The 24,323-nt window shown below is 41.6% G+C and carries 19 protein-coding genes; 17 read left to right on the top strand and 2 right to left on the bottom strand.

Translation table 11 applies throughout. The features are described 5' to 3' along the window. Window positions 1-459: 459 nt before the first annotated feature. The gene (locus AB1I63_07225) at window positions 460-2,730 is read right to left on the bottom strand and encodes a Xaa-Pro dipeptidyl-peptidase (GenBank protein MEW4354662.1); all 2,271 of its coding nucleotides are present in this window, start codon (window positions 2,728-2,730) and stop codon (window positions 460-462) included. Between the two features lie 104 nt (window positions 2,731-2,834). Between AB1I63_07225 and gla the strand changes: the two genes are divergently transcribed. The 11 genes from gla to glnA all read left to right on the top strand — a co-directional run bounded on the left by gla (window position 2,835) and on the right by glnA (window position 13,254). Then, entirely contained in the window at window positions 2,835-3,686 is an 852-nt protein-coding gene (gene gla, locus AB1I63_07220; GenBank protein ID MEW4354661.1) for an aquaglyceroporin Gla, read from the top strand. 424 nt (window positions 3,687-4,110) lie between these two features. Continuing rightward, a complete protein-coding gene (locus AB1I63_07215; GenBank protein ID MEW4354660.1) occupies window positions 4,111-4,848 on the top strand; it encodes a CppA N-terminal domain-containing protein in 738 nt (245 codons plus the stop codon). After that, window positions 4,845-5,801 carry a serine hydrolase domain-containing protein gene (locus AB1I63_07210; protein MEW4354659.1) on the top strand — a complete coding sequence of 319 codons (957 nt, stop codon included), beginning with the start codon at window positions 4,845-4,847 and terminating at the stop codon, window positions 5,799-5,801. Before AB1I63_07215 ends, AB1I63_07210 begins: the two co-directional genes overlap by 4 nt. A 148-nt stretch (window positions 5,802-5,949) precedes the next feature. Beyond that, entirely contained in the window at window positions 5,950-6,936 is a 987-nt protein-coding gene (locus AB1I63_07205; protein MEW4354658.1) for an IS30 family transposase, read from the top strand. A gap of 76 nt (window positions 6,937-7,012) precedes the next feature. Further along, window positions 7,013-7,891: a mevalonate kinase gene (mvk, locus tag AB1I63_07200; protein ID MEW4354657.1), complete on the top strand. Its 879-nt coding sequence runs from the start codon at window positions 7,013-7,015 to the stop codon at window positions 7,889-7,891. Beyond that, window positions 7,873-8,823: a diphosphomevalonate decarboxylase gene (mvaD, locus tag AB1I63_07195; protein ID MEW4354656.1), complete on the top strand. Its 951-nt coding sequence runs from the start codon at window positions 7,873-7,875 to the stop codon at window positions 8,821-8,823. Before mvk ends, mvaD begins: the two co-directional genes overlap by 19 nt. Beyond that, on the top strand, window positions 8,810-9,817 hold the full coding sequence (locus tag AB1I63_07190) for a phosphomevalonate kinase (GenBank protein ID MEW4354655.1): 1,008 nt from the start codon (window positions 8,810-8,812) through the stop codon (window positions 9,815-9,817). Before mvaD ends, AB1I63_07190 begins: the two co-directional genes overlap by 14 nt. Continuing rightward, the gene (gene fni, locus AB1I63_07185) at window positions 9,810-10,817 is read left to right on the top strand and encodes a type 2 isopentenyl-diphosphate Delta-isomerase (protein MEW4354654.1); all 1,008 of its coding nucleotides are present in this window, start codon (window positions 9,810-9,812) and stop codon (window positions 10,815-10,817) included. The genes AB1I63_07190 and fni overlap by 8 nt, the downstream gene beginning before the upstream one ends. Window positions 10,818-10,897: 80 nt before the next feature. Further along, a complete protein-coding gene (locus AB1I63_07180) occupies window positions 10,898-11,425 on the top strand; it encodes an aromatic acid exporter family protein (protein MEW4354653.1) in 528 nt (175 codons plus the stop codon). Between the two features lie 81 nt (window positions 11,426-11,506). Beyond that, a complete protein-coding gene (locus AB1I63_07175; GenBank protein MEW4354652.1) occupies window positions 11,507-11,866 on the top strand; it encodes a MerR family transcriptional regulator in 360 nt (119 codons plus the stop codon). Between the two features lie 41 nt (window positions 11,867-11,907). After that, on the top strand, window positions 11,908-13,254 hold the full coding sequence (gene glnA / locus AB1I63_07170; GenBank protein MEW4354651.1) for a type I glutamate--ammonia ligase: 1,347 nt from the start codon (window positions 11,908-11,910) through the stop codon (window positions 13,252-13,254). Between the two features lie 439 nt (window positions 13,255-13,693). On the opposite strand, the gene AB1I63_07165 is transcribed toward glnA, so the two are convergent. After that, window positions 13,694-15,004, bottom strand: a complete 1,311-nt coding sequence (locus AB1I63_07165) for an ABC transporter ATP-binding protein (GenBank protein MEW4354650.1) — start codon at window positions 15,002-15,004, stop codon at window positions 13,694-13,696. 249 nt (window positions 15,005-15,253) lie between these two features. Between AB1I63_07165 and AB1I63_07160 the strand changes: the two genes are divergently transcribed. From AB1I63_07160 to glpK, 6 genes are all read left to right on the top strand, one after another. Beyond that, complete coding sequence (locus AB1I63_07160; protein MEW4354649.1) at window positions 15,254-17,470, top strand: bifunctional (p)ppGpp synthetase/guanosine-3',5'-bis(diphosphate) 3'-pyrophosphohydrolase; 2,217 nt, start codon at window positions 15,254-15,256, stop codon at window positions 17,468-17,470. An 8-nt stretch (window positions 17,471-17,478) separates the two neighbouring features. Continuing rightward, window positions 17,479-17,922, top strand: coding sequence for a D-aminoacyl-tRNA deacylase (gene dtd / locus AB1I63_07155; protein ID MEW4354648.1), 444 nt, complete (start codon window positions 17,479-17,481; stop codon window positions 17,920-17,922). Between the two features lie 373 nt (window positions 17,923-18,295). Continuing rightward, window positions 18,296-19,306: a type I glyceraldehyde-3-phosphate dehydrogenase gene (gap, locus tag AB1I63_07150; GenBank protein ID MEW4354647.1), complete on the top strand. Its 1,011-nt coding sequence runs from the start codon at window positions 18,296-18,298 to the stop codon at window positions 19,304-19,306. A 198-nt stretch (window positions 19,307-19,504) separates the two neighbouring features. Further along, complete coding sequence (locus tag AB1I63_07145; protein ID MEW4354646.1) at window positions 19,505-20,704, top strand: phosphoglycerate kinase; 1,200 nt, start codon at window positions 19,505-19,507, stop codon at window positions 20,702-20,704. Between the two features lie 523 nt (window positions 20,705-21,227). Beyond that, entirely contained in the window at window positions 21,228-22,631 is a 1,404-nt protein-coding gene (locus AB1I63_07140; GenBank protein ID MEW4354645.1) for a helix-turn-helix domain-containing protein, read from the top strand. A gap of 179 nt (window positions 22,632-22,810) precedes the next feature. Continuing rightward, on the top strand, window positions 22,811-24,313 hold the full coding sequence (glpK, locus tag AB1I63_07135) for a glycerol kinase GlpK (GenBank protein MEW4354644.1): 1,503 nt from the start codon (window positions 22,811-22,813) through the stop codon (window positions 24,311-24,313). Window positions 24,314-24,323 lie beyond the last annotated feature (10 nt).

The following is a 24,323-nucleotide window of genomic DNA, read 5'->3' as shown; positions in this document are numbered from 1 at the left end:
GGTGGTGATTCTCCTTTTCTTTTATTCTCTCTATTATACCATATTCTAAAAGAAAGCTAGAAACTAGACTTGAAAACTCAGTAGGCAATATCAAGGATATTGTCTCAGTTTGAAGAAAAGGTCTTTTTAATGCCACCATCCTTATGTGCTTTCGGACATCAGCGACTTTCTTTGGAATTCCATGATTAATCTTCGAGTCTAAAGTCTCGAAGATTCGAGTGACAGAAAACGTCATTCATATCAGCGCTTTCTGTCACTTTTAGTACGGCGGCGGTATTGTGCTCGCCACTCTCGTAAATTTTCTAACCATGAAACCACAGAAAATTAAATATAAATGCAACGTTTTTCTGAAGTTGGAGTTTGTCTTCAGTCTGAGGGACTATTTAGTCCTTTTTACGATGTTTAGAAAGAAGTGATGGAATTTTTTAGAGAAAGCGTGCTCCTCTTTATAGGATTTTCCTAAATCTCACTAGGAATTAGGATAGAAGAGGCACTCAAATCCACGGTTAGCTGGTAGTCTGTTTTGTCACGAACGGTATGTTCAAAGTCTGTCGTATAGAGAATAACACGGAGCTTGTCTCCTTTTTTCATACGATAGATCGTTGGTTGTAAGCGCAGGTCGCATTCCATACATTCTTGAGGCTGAATATCTTCAATGACCAGTAAATCGGTGCGATTTTGCAAATTCATATGACCCTTGCTAATGACCCGATGCGATGTTTCGACAAAAGGCAATTCCATCAAATGCTCTTGGGCAAAATATCGTCCATTATCAAGAGAGCGTGAGCTGATGACACGAGGGAGAGAAGTTAAGCGTTTTTTCTTGCCTAAATCAAGAACCTGTGCGGAAATCAAGCCTTTATTGCTCGATGAGGCTAAGCGTAGATGAAGCGTGATAGCACCATTGATGAAGAGATCTTCTTCCAGAGTCAAATCAATCGTTACCTGCTGGGCTTTATCGGTAAATAAATCGTCTTTAAAAGTCTGATAGTTCTTGCTATAACGCTCATAGTCTTCTTGTTTGTATGGATTATGGATGGTTTTTTCCTCATCTCCTAGAGGAAGTGTGCAGATTTTCTTGGTGCCAAAGTCCTCCAAAGTCTCCCAGTTTTGAGGGGTTTGGTTATCCTGCCAGATGATTGTTGGAAGCTCAAAATCAGATGGTTCTCCGATGAGTTTTTTTGTCAAGAGAGCATTCATAGACTCGCGGAAGTCAATGGACTGCCAGTTGTTCATATAGACATGCTCACCGTGGTGGAAAAAGAGATGTTTTTTGATTGTGTGAGGAAGGGCGTGAAACATTTGGTAGACATGGATTGGCTTCACATTCCAGTCTTGTGTACCGTGGGTAAAGACGACCTCAGCCTTGACCTTGTGGGTATGAGGCAGATAGTTGCGGTCATGCCAAAATTGATTGTAATCACCAGATGTGCGTTCTAGTTCAGAGCGTTGCTTGTCAAAGAAATTTTGATAAGCAGCATGGTTGCGTAGATAATCTCCGCCTAGAAGATCGCGCGAATAGGTAAAAGCTGTGAGCGAGTCCAAATCCTCACCGGGATAGCCCCCAGGACTCGTGACCAATCCGTTTTCACGGTAGTAATTGTACCAAGATGAGATACCAGCTTCTGCGATAATGACTTCTAGTCCATCAACCCCTGTTGTAGCTAGACCATTTGACATGGTGCCGAGATAGGAAAGACCTGTTGTAGCGACCTTGCCATTTGCCCAGTCGGCTAAGACGGCAGTTGTTCTAGTGTGATCCGTATAGGCTGTTGCGCGACCGTTGAGCCAGTCGATGACATTCTTATAAGCTTCGATTTGCTGGTAGTCACCGCTTGTCATCATCCCTTGGGAATTTTTCGTACCAACGCCTGAGACATAGAGATTGGCAAATCCTCGTGACAAAAGATAGTCGTTTAGACTGTAAGTACCGATAGGACCGAGTTTTTCGGTGCTGTTGCCGATGTGTTTTGGATGCTGTGGCTCAAGAAATGAGACAGTGCTATCTTCTACCGTGATGGTGTGGGCTTTTTTGACCTCTAAATCAACATTCATATTTTGCAGGGCTTTGTCACTTGCCTTGTCGTTGACTCCTTGGTGGTAGGGGCTTGCTGTCATCATGGCAGGGATTTTAGCGTCAGTCTTAGGTCGTAAAATGCTAACCTTGATGAGATCTCCTAGACCATCGCCGTCTGTATCGACCAAGCTTTCAACATAGACTACTTCACGAATGAGATTATGGGTGTCAAAGGTTGCTAGGCTCTTTCCATTAAAGAAATGGTAGTGATTATCTTCTGCGATGAGACCTTGGCTAACCAAGCTGTCAATCAAGGTATTGCCATCTTTCTTACGGGTATTGAGTAGCTGATAGAGATTGTCAAGGAGATTGCCAAACGGAATCGGAAAAGCAATCTCTTTGCGGAATTTGTCAATCTCGTCAAAATCCACATGTGGCACAAAGCCAAGGAGTTGAAAGGCGACCATATAAAAGATGTCGCTTGTCAAATCACTCTCAGATTGGCAGAAGGTCAGAAAGTCTGTTTCAAAATCTGCCAAGAGCTGGTAAAGAGCATAGTCGGTGTTTTCATAGGTAAACAAGCAACGACGAACGAAATGTTCGAGATTTTTCTTATCAGAAACTTCTTCATGATAGGAAAATCCAAGCTCTTCCAATTCTAGTTTCATTGTTTTTTCATCGTTTTTCGTGTAACTAAATTGATTAAAGCGCATACATCTCTCCTTTTTGTATTTTTTGTGAAAATAACCTTTACATTCTCCATTATACTTGATAGAATAGGGTTTGTCTAAAAATTATATAAAAAGAGGAGAAAAAAATGGACGTTACATGGACTGTGAAGTATATCACAGAATTCTTGGGAACAGCCCTACTCATCATTTTGGGAAATGGTGCCGTTGCCAATGTTGAATTAAAAGGAACAAAAGGTCACCAAAGTGGTTGGCTTGTGATTGCGATTGGATATGGTATGGGTGTGATGATGCCAGCCCTTATGTTTGGAAATGTATCAGGAAACCACATCAACCCAGCCTTTACTTTGGGACTTGCTGTGAGTGGCTACTTCCCATGGGCACAAGTAGCACCATACATCTTGGCGCAAGTCTTGGGAGCTATCTTTGGTCAGTTGATGGTTGTCGCAGCTTACCGCCCATATTTCTTGCAAACAACAAATGCAAACCACATCTTGGGAACATTTGGAACGATTTCAAGTATTGACCACGGAACTGCAGAATCTCGCAAAGCAGCAACTATCAATGGATTTGTTAACGAGTTCATCGGTTCATTCGTGCTCTTCTTTGCAGCGATGGGCTTGACTAGAAATTACTTCGGTGCAGAAGTAGCAGCCTTTGCAAAAACACAAGGTATGGATGTTGCAAATATCCAAGCAAAAGTAGCACTTGGTGCGCACTTGAATCCAGGGATTGTTGTGGCTCACATGGCACTTGGTTTCCTTGTGATGGCACTTGTAACATCTATCGGAGGACCTACTGGACCTGGTCTAAACCCTGCGCGTGACTTTGGACCTCGTTTCCTTCACTTCCTCCTTCCAAAATCAGTTCTTGGTGAGCACAAGGGTGATTCAAAATGGTGGTATGCTTGGGTACCAGTTGTAGCACCAATCCTAGCAGGTATTGCTGCTGTGGCACTTTACAAAGTCCTTTACGGATAAGATTAAAAATCTGGAGTTTGACCTCCAGATTTTTTTGCTGCCTCTTGGTAGATTTGATGATTGGTTAGGAGCCATACATACCGAAGAGTACGGATTTTTCGTCTGTGCTCTTTTTTGCAATAGTTATTTAGTTTTGATTTAGTACGAGGCAACGAGTCGCAGGCATAACTGAGGTTAGGCAAGACGAGGTAATGACATAATAAATTAAAACGAAATGACTATATTTGTAGAGTTTTCATGGTTAGGGCTCACGTGCTTCTGTTGTAGATCCTATCACTTCTGTTGTAGATCCTATCAGTTGTAGAAGGAGTGGCATGAAATGGATGAATCAGTGGATTTTTTTACGTGTAGGAAGAGTACATTTGCGTATAAATGATTGAAAAATTTATAATTTTTTTTTACAATAGAAAGACTGGAGGAAAGTATGACTGACAGAAATAGGATTGTAAGAGCCGTGCCAACCTTGGCGATCAATAATCGAAAACACAATTTGCTCTTCTATACGCAAGTGATGGGGATGACGAATCTCTTAGAAGATGCTGGCTTTACTAGCCTTGGAGATAAGACACGACTTGAGAAGTTGATTTTAGAGGAAGTTCCTAGCAATCGAGCTCGAAAGGTTGAGGGGCCAAAAAAGCTTAAAAAGATTTGTATAAAAGTAGCTAATCCTCGAGAGATTGACAGTTTATTAGCAACTGAACAAAAAGGGGTGACTTTCTACAAGGGAGAACATGGCTTTGCTTTTGAAGCACTCTCACCTGAGGGTGATTGTTTCTTACTTCATAGTGAAGATACTCTTGACACTCTTGTTGCTGTGGCGTCTATTGAGGATATAGAGCCTTTAGAGGATTTTCAAGGATTGACGGAGTTTGAGGTAGAGAGCCTTCAGCTGAATGTATCTGCTTTAAGCAAAGCAGATTTTTATCAAAATTTAGCAGGTAGTTCAGATTTCTTGGCTTTTGAAGAGGCAAGTGGTGCTGATTTGGACATAGAAGCTAGAAAAACTTGGGATTTAGCAGCCATTCACTGGATGGTAGACAGCATAGATGTTGCTGATTTAGAGCAGCAATTTGTCGGAAAAGAGAATTTTGTTCCAAAATCTCGCAAATTCTTTGTGACCAAGGACGAGAGCCAGATTGAAGTCTGGGTTGAAAGCGTGTGAGTATGAAAACAGTAATCTCCTATATCAAGCAGCAAATGGAAGATGGGCTTTATCCAGGTGCGAGCCTAGCGGTGTATCAAAAGGGTGCGTGGCAGGAGCATTATATCGGTCAGAGTGATCCGGAAAATCACCAAGCGACCAGTGCTGGTTTGATCTATGATTTGGCTAGTGTCAGCAAGGTTGTTGGTGTTGGAACTCTCGCGATCTTTGCTTTAGAGCAGGGCTTGATTGAGTTAGATCGGACTTTTCAAAGTTATCAGCCAGCTTTTCGCCATGCTGATATTACGATTCGCGAGCTTTTGACTCATACTTCAGGACTAGATCCGTTTATTCCAAATCGAGATAGTTTAGAATCTCGTGAATTGAAAGCAGCCTTGTATCAGCTTGATATACGGGATGATAAGGCTTTTCACTATACAGATGTGAATTTTCTTTTGCTTGGTTTTTTACTAGAGGATCTATATGGAGCGTCTCTTGCTCAGATCTTCGATAGGGAGATTTTTCAGCCTTGGGAGATGCTTGAGACAAGCTTTGGTCCACGAGAGATTGCTGTTCCTACGGTTCGTGGGAAAAAGGCAGGACTTGTTCACGACCCTAAGGCGCGTGTCTTGGGGATTCATGCTGGCAGTGCGGGGTTGTTCTCGACAGTCAAAGACTTGCAGCTCTTTTTAGAGCATTATTTGCAGGATGATTTTGCAGCAGATCTTTTTCAAAATTTTTCCAAAGAAGCGGGTAAAACGCGTAGCCTTGCTTGGAATTTAGATGGAGATTGGCTGGATCATACGGGCTATACTGGTCCTTTCATCATGGTCAATCGTAAATCACAAGAAGCTGTGATTTTTCTCACCAATCGGACCTATAATAAGGATGACCGTCCTTTATGGATAGAAGAACGCAGAAAATTACGAGATGTGATTAAGAATTGTTTGATTGCATCAAATGGAGAAATATAGGAGTGAAATCGTTGATTTTTAGAAAATCACGATTGAGTCTCACTCCTTTTTTTCTGTCTTGAATTTACAATATAAGTGCACAATAAAAACTCATAAGATTTTTTCTAGTAAAATAAAACTGAACAAACATCTTACGAAAGGAAATCTTATGAGCTACCATCATTTTACCATAGATGAACGAGAAAGTATTCTGATTTATCGTACTAAAGGGATGACCTTTTCTCAAATAGCACGACTATTACATCGGCACCCCTCAAGTATTAGCCGTGAATTAAAACGTCATTCAAAACAAGGCAACTATTCGCCTAGTAGGGCACAAACAGCTTATCATCTCGCTAAATCGCATTGTGGGCGAAAAAGGAAATTAGAAATAGACACTGAACTCAGTCAGACCGTCAAGCATCTTTTTCTTGAGTGTCAATGGTCGCCAGAAGAAATTGAGGGGCGATTACGTTTAGAACGAGAAAGACCCGTCATTAGTTATCAAACCATTTATAGAGCTATCTATCGCGGTCACTTTGACGACACGCCTCTTTCACATGGTGCTCGTGGGGTTGTTCGCAAACTTCGTCACCATGGTAAAACACGCCATACACAATCCCATGTGGAAAAGCGAGGAAAAATTCCTATTTCTCATACCATTCATGAGAGGCCAATAGCAGCTAATGAACGCTCGAGAATAGGTGATTGGGAAGCCGATACTGTTGCTGGAAAGACTGGAAAAGCTTGCCTAGTAACACTCACTGATAGGCATTCCCGCTTCCTCAAAATTCAGAAAGTAGCTGTCAAGAAAAGTAAATTGGTTATAGAAGCCATGGTAAATATGTTAGAGTCCCTACCAAAAGAAACAGTGACTCCTGATAGAGGTAAGGAATTCTCAGGACATCCTGAACTCACCGAGAAACTAAATGTCGAAGTCTATTTTCCTGATCCTCATGCTCCTTGGCAACGAGGAACAAACGAGAATACAAATGGCTTATTGCGAGAGTATTTTCCAAAAGGAAGTGACTTAACAGAGGTAGAACACTTAATCATTCAGGAATGGGAAGATAAATTAAATAACAGACCACGAAAATGTCTAAACTGGAAAACACCTTATGAAGTTTTTTATGGGATAAATGTGCACTTAATTTGACAATTCGCCGTCAAAAAATCGCTTTTTTTTGTGAAATATATTAAAATATATAATAGAGAAACGCGAGAAAGAGACTATGACAAAAGAAATGGGTGTCGGAAAGGCACATAGTAAAATTATTTTAATTGGGGAGCATGCTGTGGTCTATGGTTATCCAGCGATTTCGCTACCGCTCAATCATATCGAGGTGACTTGTCGCATTGTCCCTGCAGAGAGTCCTTGGATGCTATATGAGGAAGATACGCTATCTATGGCGGTTTTTGCTGCGTTGGATCATCTGGGGATTGATAAAGCTTATATCCGTTGTCAGGTGGATTCTATGGTGCCTGAAAAGCGGGGGATGGGGTCATCCGCTGCGGTCAGCATTGCTGCGATTCGGGCTGTCTTTGATTATTTTGAGAAAGATTTAGACGAAGAAACCTTGGAAATCCTCGCCAATCGTGCGGAGATGATTGCCCACATGAATCCGAGTGGGTTGGATGCAAAGACTTGTTTGAGCAATCGTGCGATTAAATTTATCAAGAACGTTGGTTTCACAGAGCTTGATGTGGACTTGGATGCTTATCTTTTGATTGCAGATACAGGCATCCATGGGCATACGCGTGAAGCCATTCAAAAGGTGGAAGAATCAGGAAGGCTCGCTCTTCACAATCTCCATCAGCTGGGAAATCTCACAAAGCTTATAGAAGAAGGCATTGAGGCGCGTGATTTAGAAATGATTGGACAGGCTATGACAGAAGCTCATAGCTATTTAGCTGCGATTAGAGTGAGTTGTGAAAAAGCAGATGAGCTAGTCAAGTTAGCTCTAAATGAGGGTGCTTTAGGGGCAAAGATGAGCGGGGGTGGTCTTGGAGGCTGTATTATCGCTCTTATTAAAGAAAGGAAAGAAGCTGAACGATTGGCTCAGCGATTACAGGAGAAAGGTGCGGTCAATACATGGATAGAAAGCCTATAACAGTGCGTTCATACGCCAATATTGCCATCATCAAATATTGGGGGAAAGCGGATGCGAAAACAGTGACACCTGCAACGAGCAGTATTTCGCTCACACTGGAAAATATGTACACAGATACCAGTCTATCTGCTTTGCCAAGTACAGCAGTTGCAGATGAGTTTTATATCAATGGACAACGGCAAAGTCAGGCAGAGCATGAAAAGATTGGAAAGGTCTTAGACCGTTATCGTCCGATGGGAGCAGGCTTTGTCCGTGTGGATACCACCAATAACATGCCAACTGCAGCAGGTCTTTCGTCTAGCTCAAGCGGTTTATCTGCGCTTGTGAAAGCCTGCAATCTCTTTTTTGAATTGGGGCTATCTACCAAAGAATTGGCACAGGAAGCAAAACTCGCCTCAGGTTCGTCGTCTCGTAGTTTTTACGGACCTTTGGCGGCTTGGGACAAAGATAGCGGAGAGATCTTTCCTGTTAAGACAGATTTGCAGCTAGCCATGATTATGCTTGTTTTAGAAGATCAGAAAAAGCCGATTTCGAGCCGTGAGGGGATGAAGCGTTGCGTGGAAACTTCTACAAACTTTGCAGAATGGATTGCCCAGTCAGAAGTGGACTATAAGAATATGCTCCAGTATTTAGAGACAAATGATTTTGAAAAAGTAGGAGTCTTGACTGAGCAAAATGCCCTTGCCATGCATGGGACAACTAAGACCGCAACTCCAGCCTTTTCTTATCTGACAGAGGCAAGTTATGAGGCTATGGATTTTGTACGAAAGGTGCGAGAAAACGGGCATGCCTGCTATTTCACCATGGATGCAGGACCCAATGTCAAAGTGTTGTGCTTGGAAAAGGATTTAGAAAACTTAGTGCCAATCTTTGAAGAGAAGTACCGAGTGATTGTCTCTAAAACAAAGGATTTGACTCATGACCAAGTATGAGGTAAAAAGTGGAGGGAAACTCTATCTAGCAGGGGAATATGCCATCTTAACTGCAGGTCAATCAGCCATTATTAAACACATCCCTCTTTATATGCAGGCTAGTATAGAGCCGAGTGCTTACTATCGTTTGCAGTCAGATATGTTTGATTATACGGTGGATTTGACTCCAGATCCTGCTTATGCTCTTATTCAGGATACGGTGGCGGTGATGGAGAGCTATCTCACAAGTCAAGGGATTGAATGCATGCCTTTTTCTTTAAGTATCACAGGAAAACTAGAAAAAGAAGGTAAGAAATTTGGTCTTGGCTCCAGCGGTAGTGTCGTGGTTTTGACAGTTCGTGCCATAGCAGCTCTTTACGGTGTGACTTTGAGTTTTGATATGATCTTTCGCTTAGCGGCGGCAACGCTTTTAAAGCGTGGAGACAATGGTTCTATGGGAGATGTGGCTTGTATTGCCTATGGTGACTTGATTTGTTACACCTCTTTTAATCGTGAGAAAGTTGCTAGAGCCTTGAAGCAAGATCCTTTAGAAGTCGTATTAGAGAAAGACTGGGGATATGAGATTCAAGTGTTAAAGTCATCATTATCTTGTGATTTTTTAGTGGGTTGGACTAAGCAACCAGCTATTTCAACTCACATGGTCGAAGACGTTAAATCCGCGATTACAGACAGATTTTTACAAGAGACAGACCAGCAGGTCAAGCAGTTAGCGCATGCATTGACAGTTGGGGACAAAGAGCAGGCAATAGCAAGTTTAGAAAGAACTTCTCAGCTGTTAGAAGCTTTGAGTCCTAGTATCTATCCCCCAGCTCTTAAAGTCTTAAAAGCAGCTGCAAATGAGTTAGACGCTGTCGCAAAAAGCAGTGGTGCTGGTGGAGGCGATTGTGGGATTGCCCTATCCTTTTCAAACGAGAGTAGTTTGCTGCTTAAAAAACGTTGGGCTGAACAAGGCATAGAAGTATTATATGAGGAGAAATTAGGATCAAATGAGTGAAGAGCGAAAGGATCAGCATATCAAGTATGCGTTGGAGCAGCCTTGGGGGTATAATAGTTTTGATGATATAGAGCTGATTCATCGCTCTCTTCCCTTGTACGACTTGGCTGAGATTGATACGACGACTCACTTTGCAGGACGCGATTGGGATTTTCCCTTTTATATCAATGCTATGACCGGAGGGAGCAAAAAAGCAGCAGATATCAATCAAAAATTGGCTCAATTGGCAGAAGCCTGTGGCATTTTATTTGTCACAGGTTCTTACAGTGCAGCCTTGAAAAATCCCAAGGACACATCCTATGCGGTGCGTGAAGATCATCCAGACTTGCTCCTTGCGACCAATATTGGTCTTGATAAGCCTTATAGTTCGGCGCAAAAGGCGATTGAAGACTTATCCCCTCTCTTTTTACAAGTTCATGTCAATGTCATGCAAGAATTGCTCATGCCAGAGGGTGAGCGTACCTTTGCCCACTGGAGAGATCATCTCAAAGACTATGTAGAGAAATCTCTAGTTCCTTTGGTTCTCAAGGAAGTGGGCTTTGGTATGGATGTGAAAAGTATGGAGTTGGCATATGAGCTAGGGATTAAGACAGTGGATATTTCTGGCCGCGGCGGAACGAGCTTTGCCTTTATTGAAAATCGTCGCGGAGGCAATCGTGACTATCTCAATGACTGGGGACAGACGACTGCCCAAGTTCTTCTTCATGCACAAGATATGCTAGATAAAATAGAGATATTGGCTAGTGGTGGTGTTCGTCACCCCCTTGATATGATCAAAGCCCTCGTTTTAGGTGCTAAGGGAGTGGGGTTGTCGCGTACGCTTTTAGAGCTTATCGAAACAAAACCGCTATCAGAAGTCATTGCTATTGTTGAAGGTTGGAAGAGTGATATCCGCCTCATCATGTGTGCTTTGAGCTGTAAAACGGTCGAAGAATTACGTCAAATACCGTATCTGCTCTATGGTCGCTTAGCGCAGGCTCAACTAAAAAATAAACAATAGAAAAATAGGAATTTTGCCAAATTCATCACTATTTTTTAATCAGAAATATGTTACAATAAAGCTAGAAAGAATAGTGAGTTATGAATTATTTGAAAAAATATGCCTTTGATCGCTCGAAATTTCGCTTAGGCATGCGGACGTTAAAAACTGGCTTAGCTGTGTTTATCGTTCTTCTCCTCTTTCATCTGTTAGGCTTTAAAGGTCTTCAAATCGCAGCTTTGACAGCTGTTTTCAGCTTGAGAGAGGATTTTGATCAGAGTGTGCATTTTGGTACATCACGAATCTTGGGAAATAGTATTGGCGGATTTTACGCCGTTCTATTTTTTATCATCAATCAACTATTTGCAGATAACTTTATCATCACCTTAGTGCTGGTTCCGATTTGTACCATGTTAACCATCATGACCAATGTTGCGATGAACAATAAAGCAGGTGTGATTGGTGGTGTATCTGCCCTCTTGATTATCACCTTATCCATTCCTGAAGGGGATACCCTTGTTTATGTTTTGGCAAGAATATTTGAAACATTTATCGGTGTTTTTATTGCCATCTTGGTCAATTATGATGTGGAAAGACTTCGCCAAATTCTCCTGAAGGATAAAAAATAATATATGTGTTAGAATTTCTAACATATATTCTTGACAGACAATAATTTTCAGACTATAATAGTGTGTAAGAAAGGAAAAGCAATGAAGGAAAAAGAGTTTCGCCGCAATATGGCAGTTTTTCCCATTGGCAGTGTTATGAAATTAACGGATTTGACAGCTCGTCAGATTCGTTATTATGAAGATCAAGATTTGATCAAGCCTGATCGAAACGAAGGCAATCGCCGCATGTATTCTTTAAATGATATGGATCGCTTGCTTGAAATCAAGGATTATATTGCTGAAGGCTATAATATCGCTGCTATCAAGAGAAAATACGCTGAGCGTGAAGCTAAGTCCAAACGGACCATTACTGAAAAAGATGTTCGCCGTGCGCTTCACAATGACATCTTGCAGCAAGGTCGATTTGCTTCATCCCTTCCACCCTTTGGTCGTATGCAATGACCAAAAGATGAGATCAGGATTTATAAGGAGAAAATATACCCATGCCAATCACAGCAGCTGACATCCGCCGCGAAGTCAAAGAAAAGAATGTCACATTTATTCGTTTGATGTTCTCGGATATTTTAGGGACCATGAAAAATGTCGAAATTCCTGCAACGGATGAGCAGCTTGAAAAAGTTTTGTCCAATAAGGCGATGTTTGACGGTTCTTCTATCGAAGGATTTGTGCGCATTAACGAGTCTGATATGTATCTCTATCCAGACTTGGATACATGGACTGTCTTTCCTTGGGGAGATGAAAATGGCAGCGTTGCTGGCTTGATTTGTGATGTGTACACGACAGAAGGTGTACCATTCCAAGGCGACCCTCGTGGCAATCTCAAACGTGCTCTTAAACACATGGAAGAGCTAGGCTTTCAGTCATTCAACCTTGGACCAGAGCCAGAATTTTTCCTCTTTAAGCTAGATGAACAGGGCAATCCAACGCTTGAAGTCAATGACAAGGGGGGCTATTTTGACTTAGCGCCGACAGACTTGGCGGACAATACTCGCCGTGAAATCGTGAATGTCTTGACAACGATGGGCTTTGAAGTAGAAGCGAGCCACCATGAGGTAGCGGTTGGTCAGCACGAGATTGATTTTAAGTATGATGAGGTCTTGCGTGCCTGTGATAAAATCCAGCTCTTTAAGCTTGTCGTAAAAACCATTGCTAGAAAGCATGGCTTATATGCGACCTTCATGGCAAAACCAAAATTTGGTATTGCAGGATCTGGTATGCACTGCAATATGTCTCTTTTTGACAAAGACGGAAATAATGCTTTTTATGACCCACAAGATCCAAAAGGGATGCAGCTATCTCAAACAGCCTATCATTTCTTGGGTGGTTTGATTAAGCATGCGTATAACTTTACAGCCATTACAAACCCAACGGTCAATTCATACAAACGCTTGGTTCCAGGTTATGAAGCGCCCGTTTATATCGCTTGGGCAGGACGCAACCGCTCACCATTGGTGCGGGTACCAGCATCTCGCGGTATGGGGACACGCTTAGAACTTCGTTCAGTTGACCCAATGGCTAATCCTTACATTGCCATGGCAGTTCTCCTTGAGGTCGGCTTACATGGCGTGGAAAATAAAATTGAAGCACCAGCTCCTATCGAGGAAAATATCTATATCATGTCTGCAGAAGAGCGCAAAGAAGCAGGGATTACAGACCTACCCTCAACGCTTCACAATGCATTGAAAGCCTTGGCAGAAGACGAAGTTGTAAAAGCAGCCCTTGGTCAGCACATCTACACTAACTTTGTAGAAGCGAAACGAATCGAGTGGGCAAGCTATGCAACCTTTGTCTCACAATGGGAAGTGGATAACTACCTTGACTTGTATTAAAAATGAAAAAGGGAGTGGGACAAAAATCGTGATTTCGACGAAATCGATTTTGTAGTCTTCGCTTTCCAATTTTTAGGCTCAGGTATGAACAGTCCATTGGACTGTTCATACCCCGCAAGTTGACTAGCTTTCACAATTGAGAATTGTGAAAGGTTGGGAATGGGAGCTAGCGAAGAACAATTCGCTAGCTTCTTCTATAAACCAGACAACTACTGTGTCAAACTGTTAGAACTACAAAATATAACGAGGTCGGGTACTTTTGTCCCAACCTCTTTTTGCTAGTTTTAGTTCTCTCCAATCACAATGACTTGGTCGTACAAGGCTAAGTCTTTAGGAGAATAGTGATGGATGACTTCGATTAGGGTGTGTGGGTGCGTGAAGAGAGCTTTTTGGACTTTCTTTGCGGTTGTGGTATCTAAACTCGATTTGATTTCATCGGCTAAGAGGAGGTTTTTGTCGTGGAATAGGCCGCGGCCAATGTCGATTCGTTGGCGTTCCCACCTGAAAAATGTTCCTGAGATGAATGTTCTGCTAGTCCCAAGGAAGATAGGAGGGTTGGGATGGCTTGACAATTATGATTTTTTCCAAGTGTGATATTTTCTACTAAAGTTAAACTAGGAAAGTAGTGATTATCTTGGAGGATGTAGCCGATAGCTGACCTCCTTTTCTCAGGTGATAATTTGTGTCCAGCAAAGAGAATGCGTCCTTTGTCGGGCTGTTTATCTCCAGCAATCAAGTCTAGTAGAGTCGTCTTTCCACTCCCACTTTTTCCAATGAGAGCGATTTTTTCTCCTTTGTGAATGGTCAGTTGAAAATCTCTGAAAATGACTTGATTTCCGTAGGAAAAGTCTAAATTTTCTATGGTGATTGGAAACAGTTTATCAGGATGTTCCATAGGAAGATCTGTATCTTCTTCTAATAAAAATGCATACTGTTGGCGCAGTGAGGCTGTTGATTTGTAGGTATTTAAAAAATAAGAGATTTCTTGAAATTGATAGCCAATATTATGGCTGACTAAATAGATAGCGATGAATTGCGCTGGAAGAATCTTTTGCTGATAGGTCATGAGTCCACCGATGAGAATGGGACTGATAGAGCAGACGAGGTCAATGCCATTGATGACAATGCTGTTTAATGTGCGCTGTTTCTCATAATGGAGCTGGCTTTGGATAGTCGTTTGTAGGGACTTAGAGGCTCGGTATGTGATAAATGCTCCTGCCTGATACTGACGGATAATACGACTACCTCTGACAAAGTCCGTCATTGTCGTAAGAAAGTCTTTTTGAGTCTGCGCTAATTCTGTCGTATAGTGGTTTAGTTTTTTACTTCCGATACCAGAGCAAAGAGCGGGAATGGAGTAAAAAAGGATAAAAAGACTTTCTAGAAAGAAATTGGAAAAGAGTGCATAGACAATGGAGAGGCTGGTAAAGCCGATGGCTGAGAGAATAATGAGGCTGGGTTCTAAGTAATTTTGTTCTAGTTGAAGCATGTCTTTTTCGATAGCTGCTACTATTTCTTCACTTTTCAAGATTTCTTTTGTAAAAAAGTTCTTTATAAGGCGTGTCTTAGTGTGAAGATGAAAGTCTGCTAGAATTTTAGCATAGAAATAGCGCTTACCAGCTAAACCAACCAATAACACCCCATTTCCCAGCAAGCTAAATGTGATAATAGCACCAAGCCTGTTAAATTGTTGGGACTGGAATGTTGCAATGATCTGACTAGGGTGGGGGTGATGATGGCTTCCAGCCAAGTAATGCTGATAGCCAAAAAGTATAGAAATAGATATTTTTTAGAAACGAGTTGTTTGAGCATGAAAATTCCTCCTTTAGAATTAAGTTAAAGTTGGAATGCTTGGTTCATGAGTTTTCACCTCCGATATAATCCTATTTTTATTATATCATAATAGGAATGGTTTTTAAGAAATCCCTCTTATTTAAGCAGTAGCAGTTTTCTTCTGCTTCTAAAAATGGTAAAATGATAGGAAGAATTGGAGAGAAAGATGCCAAAAGAAGTAAACTTAACAGGCGACCAAGTGGTAGCCTTAACCAGAGAGTATTTATCCCCAGAAGATGTGGCTTTTGTGCAAAAGGCTTTGATTTATGCAGTAGATTGTCATAGTGGGCAATTCCGCAAGTCAGGGGAACCTTACATTATTCATCCGATCCAGGTAGCAGGGATTTTAGCAAAGCTAAAATTAGATGCAGTGACAGTGTCCTGTGGTTTCTTGCATGATGTTGTGGAGGATACGGATGCTACGTTAGATGATTTGGAGCGCGAGTTTGGCGAAGATGTGCGCATTATTGTAGATGGTGTGACCAAGCTCGGGAAAGTCAAGTATATGTCTCACGAAGAGCAGTTGGCTGAAAATCACCGCAAGATGTTGATGGCAATGTCCAAAGATATTCGTGTAATTTTAGTCAAGCTAGCCGATCGCCTGCACAATATGCGTACACTCAAGCACCTTCGCAAAGACAAGCAGGAGCGGATTTCACGAGAAACGATGGAAATTTATGCTCCGTTAGCACACCGCTTGGGGATTTCGAGCGTCAAGTGGGAACTGGAAGACTTGTCTTTCCGCTATCTGAATGACGTTGAATTTTATAAGATTTCCCACATGATGAAGGAAAAACGCAGGGAGCGGGAGGCCTTGGTCGAGGAAGTAGTCGGTAAAATTGAGACGTATGCAGCTGAGCGCCACCTGCATGGAAAAATCTATGGTCGTCCTAAGCATATCTATTCGATTTATCGAAAAATGCAGGATAAGAAAAAGCGTTTTGATGAGATTTATGACCTGATTGCTATCCGTTGTATCCTTGACACGCAGAGCGATGTTTATGCCATGTTGGGCTATATTCATGAGTTATGGCGGCCAATGCCAGGGCGGTTTAAAGACTATATCGCTAATCGCAAGGCTAATGGCTATCAGTCCATCCATACGACGGTTTATGGACCAAAAGGTCCGATTGAGTTTCAAATTAGAACCAAGGAAATGCACGAAGTGGCAGAGTATGGGGTTGCAGCTCACTGGGCTTATAAAAAGGGGATTAAAGGACAGGTTGATAGCCGTGAATCCGCTATTGGGATGAATTGGATCAAGGAGATGATGGAGCTCCAAGACCAGTCCGATGATGCCAAAGAATTCGTAGATTCGGTCAAGGAAAATTATCTGGCTGAGGAAATCTATGTCTTTACACCAGACGGAGCGGTTCGCTCGCTTCCGAAAGACTCAGGTCCCATTGACTTTGCCTATGAGATCCACACTAAGGTCGGAGAAAAAGCGACAGGTGCTAAGGTTAATGGTCGCATGGTGCCTCTAACGACCAAGCTCAAAACAGGGGACCAAGTTGAGATTATCACCAATAGTAACTCCTTTGGACCGAGTCGTGACTGGCTCAATATGGTCAAAACCAGCAAGGCTCGCAATAAAATCCGTCAATTTTTCAAAAACCAAGACAAGGAATTATCCATTTCCAAAGGTCGTGAACTTTTGCAAGCACAATTCCAAGAGCAGGGATATGTGGCAAATAAATACATGGATAAAAAGCACATGGAAGAAGTGCTGCAAAAGACTAGCTACAAGACTGAGGATGCTCTTTTTGCAGCCATTGGTTTTGGAGAAGTAGGAGCTATTTCCATTTTCAATCGCTTGACGGAAAAAGAACGCCGTGAGGAAGAAAAAGCCAAGGCTCGTGCTGAAGCAGAAGAATTACTCAAAGGTGGCGAAGTCAAGGTTGAAAACAAAGATACCTTGAAGGTCAAGCATGAAGGTGGTGTCATTATCCAAGGTGCATCTGGACTTTTGATTCGAATTGCTAAATGCTGCAATCCTGTACCAGGTGATGCTATTGTGGGCTATATTACCAAAGGACGTGGTGTAGCGATTCACCGTGTGGACTGTATGAACTTGAAAGCTCAAGATAATTATGAGCAACGCCTGCTAGATGTGGAGTGGGAAGACCATCACTCAAGCAAGGAATACATTGCTCATATTGATATTTATGGACTGAATCGGACAGGACTTTTAAACGATGTCTTGCAGGTCTTGTCAAACAAAACTCGGAACATCTCTACGGTCAATGCCCAACCAACCAAGGATATGAAATTTGCCAATATCCATGTTTCCTTTGGGATTCCAAATCTATCGATGCTTACCACAGTCGTTGATAAGATTAAGAGTGTGCCAGAAGTTTATTCTGTTAAGCGGACGAATGGGTAGGTGAGTCGATGAAGATTGTGATTCAACGTGTAAAACACGCTTCTGTGAGTGTTGATGATGAAGTGATTGGCGCTATCCAGCAAGGGCTCTTGCTCCTTGTCGGTGTTGCTCCTAGTGATACCATGGAGGATATAGAGTATGCTGTCCGAAAAATTGTCAATATGCGCATTTTCTCGGATGCTGATGGCAAGATGAATCTGAGTGTCAAGGACATCCAGGGAGAGATTTTATCCATTTCGCAATTTACCCTTTATGCTGATACGAAAAAAGGAAACCGTCCAGCCTTTACAGGCGCAGCAAAGCCAGAAGAGGCAAAGAGCATGTATGAGGAGTTCAATAGACAGCTCTTACTTGAAGTATCAACTCAAACCGGTCAATTTGGAGCAGATATGAAAATTGAATTACTCAATGACGGTCCTGTGACGATCATACTGGATACAAAAAATCGCTAAATAGGCATAAAAAGAGGTTGTGATGAAAGTTCTTTGGCTTGTTTCCTTTTAGAGAGCTTGCGGTTTGACGCAGACTTTTCGGGTTTGTAACATATTGTTCAATCAATATTCTATAAGCTGTGCCAACATTAGAGATAAAGGAGTGAGGAGAAATGATTTCACAGAAATCATTTCTCCTCACTCCTTTTCCATGCTCTAACCTTCTATGAAAATCGATGAAACAAATGATAAAATTTCTAATTCTAATGAAATCACTTGCATTTTTTCTTAATTAGTTATATAATAGGAATGTTGAAAGATGATTTGTATCTTATCAAGTTACTCTTTTCACATAAAAAAATCTTTTTGATTTTCAATAAGGAGGAAATCACAAATGGTAGTTAAAGTTGGTATTAACGGTTTCGGTCGTATCGGACGTCTTGCATTCCGTCGTATCCAAGATGTAGAAGGTGTTGAAGTTACTCGCATCAACGACCTTACAGATCCAGTTATGCTTGCACACTTGTTGAAATACGACACAACTCAAGGTCGTTTCGACGGAACTGTGGAAGTTAAAGAAGGTGGATTTGAAGTTAACGGTAAATTCATCAAAGTTTCTGCTGAGCGTGAGCCAGGAAACATTGACTGGGCTACTGATGGTGTAGAAATCGTTCTTGAAGCAACTGGTTTCTTTGCATCTAAAGAAAAAGCTGAGCAACACATCCACGCTAACGGTGCTAAGAAAGTTGTTATCACTGCACCTGGTGGAAACGATGTGAAAACAGTTGTATTCAACACAAACCATGACATCCTTGATGGTACTGAAACAGTTATCTCTGGTGCATCATGTACTACAAACTGCTTGGCTCCAATGGCTAAAGCACTTCAAGACAACTTCGGTGTTGTTCAAGGTTTGATGACAACTATCCACGCTTACACTGGTGACCAAATGATCCTTGACGGACCACACCGTGGTGGTGACCTTCGCCGTGCTCGCGCTGGTGCTGCAAACATCGTACCTAACTCAACTGGTGCGGCTAAAGCTATCGGTCTTGTAATCCCAGAATTGAACGGTAAACTTGACGGAGCTGCTCAACGCGTTCCTACACCAACTGGATCAGTAACTGAATTGGTAACTGTTCTTGAGAAAAACGTAACTGTTGACGAAGTAAATGCTGCAATGAAAGCTGCTGCAAATGATTCATACGGTTACACTGAAGATCCAATCGTTTCTTCAGATATCGTAGGTATGGCTTACGGTTCATTGTTTGACGCAACTCAAACTAAAGTTCTTGACGTTGACGGAAAACAATTGGTGAAAGTTGTTTCTTGGTATGATAACGAAATGTCATACACTGCTCAATTGGTTCGTACTCTTGAGTACTTTGCAAAAATTGCAAAATAATTGACTAACTAAGGAGAGGGGATTCCCTCTCCTTTTTTGATAAGCTAAGTTCTGCCTGCGACTTGTTGACTCGCATGAAATTAAAACTAAACAACCATAAAAAATTTTCTTTCGATTTTTCTTGTGAAATCTTTCCCTTAATTTCCAAAATATGGTATAATGAGAGAGTATAAAATAAAGAAGAGGAGTTTTTGTAAAATGGCAAAACTTACTGTAAAAGACGTTGACTTGAAAGGGAAAAAAGTCCTTGTTCGTGTTGACTTTAACGTACCTTTGAAAGATGGCGTGATTACAAATGATAACCGTATTTCAGCAGCGCTTCCTACAATCAAGTATATCCTTGAGCAAGGTGGACGTGCAGTGCTCTTCTCTCACCTTGGTCGTGTGAAAGAAGAAGCTGACAAGGAAGGAAAATCTCTTGCACCAGTTGCTGCAAACTTGGCAGAAAAATTGGGTCAAGATGTTGTCTTTATCCCAGGAGTAACTCGTGGTGCTGAGCTTGAAGCAGCAATCAATGCGCTTGAAGACGGACAAGTTCTTTTGGTTGAAAACACTCGTTTTGAAGATGTTGACGGTAAGAAAGAATCTAAAAACGATGCAGAACTTGGTCAATACTGGGCTTCTCTTGGAGACGGTATCTTTGTCAACGACGCATTTGGTACAGCTCACCGTGCGCACGCTTCAAACGTAGGTATCTCAGCAAACGTTGAAAAAGCAGTTGCAGGTTTCCTTCTTGAAAACGAAATTGCTTACATCCAAGAAGCTGTTGAAAACCCAGTTCGTCCATTTGTTGCCATCCTTGGTGGTTCAAAAGTTTCTGACAAGATTGGCGTTATTGAAAACCTTCTTGAAAAAGCAGACAAAGTCCTTATCGGTGGTGGAATGACGTACACATTCTACAAAGCACAAGGAATCGAAATCGGAAACTCACTTGTGGAAGAAGATAAATTGGATGTAGCAAAAGCTCTTCTTGAAAAAGCAAATGGTAAATTGATCTTGCCAGTGGACTCAAAAGAAGCAAATGCCTTTGCAGACTACACTGAAGTAAAAGATACTGAAGGCGAAGCAGTTGATCCAGGATTCCTTGGTCTTGATATCGGTCCAAAATCAATTGCAAAATTTGACGAAGCTCTTACAGGTGCGAAAACAGTTGTTTGGAACGGACCTATGGGTGTCTTTGAAAATCCTGACTTCCAAGCTGGTACAATTGGTGTGATGGATGCTATTGTAAAACAACCAGAAGTGAAATCAATCATTGGTGGTGGTGACTCAGCAGCAGCAGCTATCAATCTTGGTCGTGCAGACAAATTCTCATGGATCTCTACAGGTGGTGGAGCTTCAATGGAACTCTTAGAAGGTAAAGTGTTGCCAGGACTTGCAGCTCTTACTGACAAATAAGATTGGGCCGGTCAGTCTCTGCAAAATCTTGATTTTGTAGAAAAAGGAACAAAATCGTAATGATCACAAAAGGGGGACTTGCTTCCCTTTTTGTGATCATGGAGATGTTTGTGACGCAATTGAAGGCTAGAAAAGGTGTCGATAGGCACCTTTTTTTATATTGCGTAGAGTTTCTGCGAAGCTTAGCGAATGAACAAATCCAGCAGGAGATAGAGTCTTACTTTGCTGAAAAATGAATGATTGTAAAGTCTTGTGAGTTAGAAAAAGACGTATCTTGTGTATAGTTCCTGTGAATAAAGCCAGTCTTAGAAAACTCCTCTCTACAATTTTTCTGCTATATATCTAAATGAGGTTGGAAATAAGAATTATGAAATAATCCTCAGCTAACCTAAGTTCTGCCTGTAACTCGTTGTCTTCTACTAAATCAAGATTGAATAACTATGGAATATGAAAACGTCATCAACGTTTTTTCTTCTTGATTATAGTATAATATATCTAAATGTAGCAAAGGAAGGAGCGGGCGATGCAACTAGGAGATATCATGGAAAAGGCAGAAGCTGGTCAATATCTTTTGCTTTCTTTATTAGCACATAAAGAGATGTCGATATCTCTTAAGGAGGTGGGGAGAGCTACTAATCTTTCTCGGGCAACTCTCTTGAAATATCGAGATTCCTTAAATGATCTTGCTAAAGAGAGACAACTGGAATTTGCTATTTGTTATCAGGAAGAGACATTATGGTTAGAGATGGCGCCTGATTTAGCCTGGGAATCTTTGGTATCAGTCTTGTTGGAAACTTCGGTCAAATATCAGATTTTGTGCTATGTGTTTAATCATGAGCATTTTTCTATTCAGTCCTTGTCGCAAAGGTTAATGGTGAGTGAAGCGACGCTCAATCGTCATTTATCGCTACTAAATCACTTGTTAGCAGAATTTGGCATCAGTATTTCTAATGGTCGTCTTAAGGGACAGGAACACCATATTCGCTATTTTTATTATGAATTATTCTGGAGGACTTGGCCTCTTTCACAGGTGCAAAAGCTCAAGCAAGAAGAACACAGCAAACATGAGATTATTATTTTGGAGCGTTTGGCGAGCTCTTCCTTTACGGAACACCAAAAAAGTCAGCTGACCTTGTGGTTTTATATTAGCAATCAACGAGAGAAGGTAAATGGCAAGGAATTTAAGGCATTAGAAAAGCTTCTTTTACCATATCAGGATAATCGTTTTTATCAGCGTTTGCAGCTATTAGCCCCATCTATATTTCAAGCATCAGATGGCGATGCGGATTGTTTGTTCACATTTCTAGTTTCCATGTCCTTGCTTCCGGTTTCCACTATGGAATATATTTTAGGATTTGGTGGTCCTGTGATGGAATTGACTACTAAGGGGATTCGTCTGCTCAAGGAATCGGATTTGTTTGGAGAAGAGGTGCATGAGCAAATGACCTATGTGTTAAGCCAAGCTTTTGGGCAGGTTTATTTTTATCGTGGGGTCATAGCGAGTAGCCCTTTTGACAATTTAGGCATGAAAGACTTGCTTCGTCCCTTGATGACAGAGAAAGAGTTTTCCTTAGCTGAGAAATTAGTCAATTTAGTTGCGCCAAATTCTTTAGCACTGCGTCAAAAAATGGAAGGGGAATTTTTACAGTTGATTTGCTTTGTGGCTGACAAGGTCAGTCATCATGTCCTGCTTGGTTTAGATATGGCAGGCAATAGCACCCAGTATGAAGTCATGGTGACCGCTCTTTCTCACTATCTAGGGAACAATCGCTTGATTTATTTTGAGCCTTATGTGGAGAATCATGACTATGACTGTGTGATTACCAATAGCACGAGGACAAGTTATAGAGCGAGCCTTGTGTATCGTATTAAAGCTCTCGTTTCGAGAAAGGATCTGCAGGCGATTGCTAGTTTACTAAGAGAATGATGATGCTAAAAAGCTAAGAACTGTCTTAGCTTTTTCTTTTTGGGCTAAAGTTTGTGAAATTCTATCAAACTTTTTAGAAATTGTGAAAAACTTGATAGGATTTTGTCAGCAGGATTGTGTATAATAGAAACATGAAGAAACCGCTTTCTTTAAAAAGAAAGGAAGAAAAGGAGATACATATGTCTGAAAAATACATCATGGCCATTGACCAAGGAACAACAAGTTCACGGGCAATTATTTTCAATAAAAAAGGTGAAAAGGTCAGCAGTAGTCAAAAGGAATTTCCACAGATTTTTCCACAGGCTGGCTGGGTAGAGCACAATGCCAATCAAATTTGGAATTCCGTGCAGTCAGTCATTGCAGGAGCCTTTATCGAAAGTGGGATTAAACCGACGGATATTGAGGCGATTGGGATTACGAACCAACGGGAAACAACAGTGGTTTGGGATAAGAAGACAGGTTTGCCGATTTATAATGCCATTGTTTGGCAATCTCGTCAAACAGCTCCTCTGGCAGAACAGCTTAAGCGTGATGGTTACTCAGAGCTTTTCCATGAAAAGACTGGTTTGGTGATTGATGCTTACTTCTCTGCGACCAAGGTTCGCTGGATTTTGGATCATGTGCCAGGAGCGCAAGAGCGAGCAGAAAAGGGAGAATTACTCTTTGGAACCATTGATACTTGGTTGGTTTGGAAATTGACAGATGGGAAAGCCCATGTGACAGATTATTCCAATGCGGCAAGAACCATGCTTTACAATATCAAAGAGCTAAAATGGGATGATGAGATTTTAGAGATCTTGAACATTCCAAAGGTCATGTTGCCAGAAGTACGTCCGAATTCAGAGATTTATGGCGTGACAGCTCCATTCCATTTTTATGGTGGAGAAGTGCCGATTTCAGGAATGGCAGGAGATCAGCAGGCAGCGCTCTTTGGTCAGCTAGCGTTTGAGCCAGGTATGGTAAAAAATACCTATGGAACAGGTTCATTTATCATCATGAATACAGGTCATGAGATGCAGCTGTCAGATAATAGCCTGTTGACCACGATTGGCTATGGAATTAACGGCAAGGTTTATTACGCTTTGGAGGGTTCAATTTTCATCGCTGGAAGTGCCATTCAATGGTTGCGTGATGGTCTGCGTATGATTGAGAGCGCTCCAGAGTCTGAAAGTCTAGCGAGTGATTCAACGAGCAATGATGAAGTGTATATTGTGCCAGCCTTTACAGGACTTGGAGCGCCTTATTGGAATCCAAATGCGCGTGGAGCGGTCTTTGGCTTGACTCGTGGTACGAGCAAGGAAGATTTTGTTAAAGCAACGCTTCAATCCATTGCTTATCAGGTTCGGGATATTATTGATACTATGCAGCTAGATTCTGGTATTGATATTCAGCTCTTGAAGGTCGATGGTGGGGCTGCTATGAATAGTCTTCTCATGCAATTCCAAGCAGATATTTTAGGGATTGATATTGCTCGGGCGAAAAATCTTGAAACAACAGCCCTGGGAGCTGCTTTCTTAGCAGGGCTTGCGGTTGGTTACTGGAAAGATTTGGATGAATTAAAAGCCTTGAATGAAACAGGAGAACTTTTCCAACCAACCATGAACGAATCTCGTAAGGAACAATTATACAAAGGCTGGAAGAAAGCTGTCAAAGCAACGCAAGTATTTGCTGAAGAAGATTAAGAGGAGAAAA

This window comes from Streptococcus pneumoniae (assembly GCA_040719455.1).
Taxonomy (GTDB): Bacteria; Bacillota; Bacilli; order Lactobacillales; family Streptococcaceae; genus Streptococcus; species Streptococcus pneumoniae_G.
Note: the sequence above shows the minus strand (reverse complement) of the source record. Positions and strands in the feature narration are given on the sequence as shown.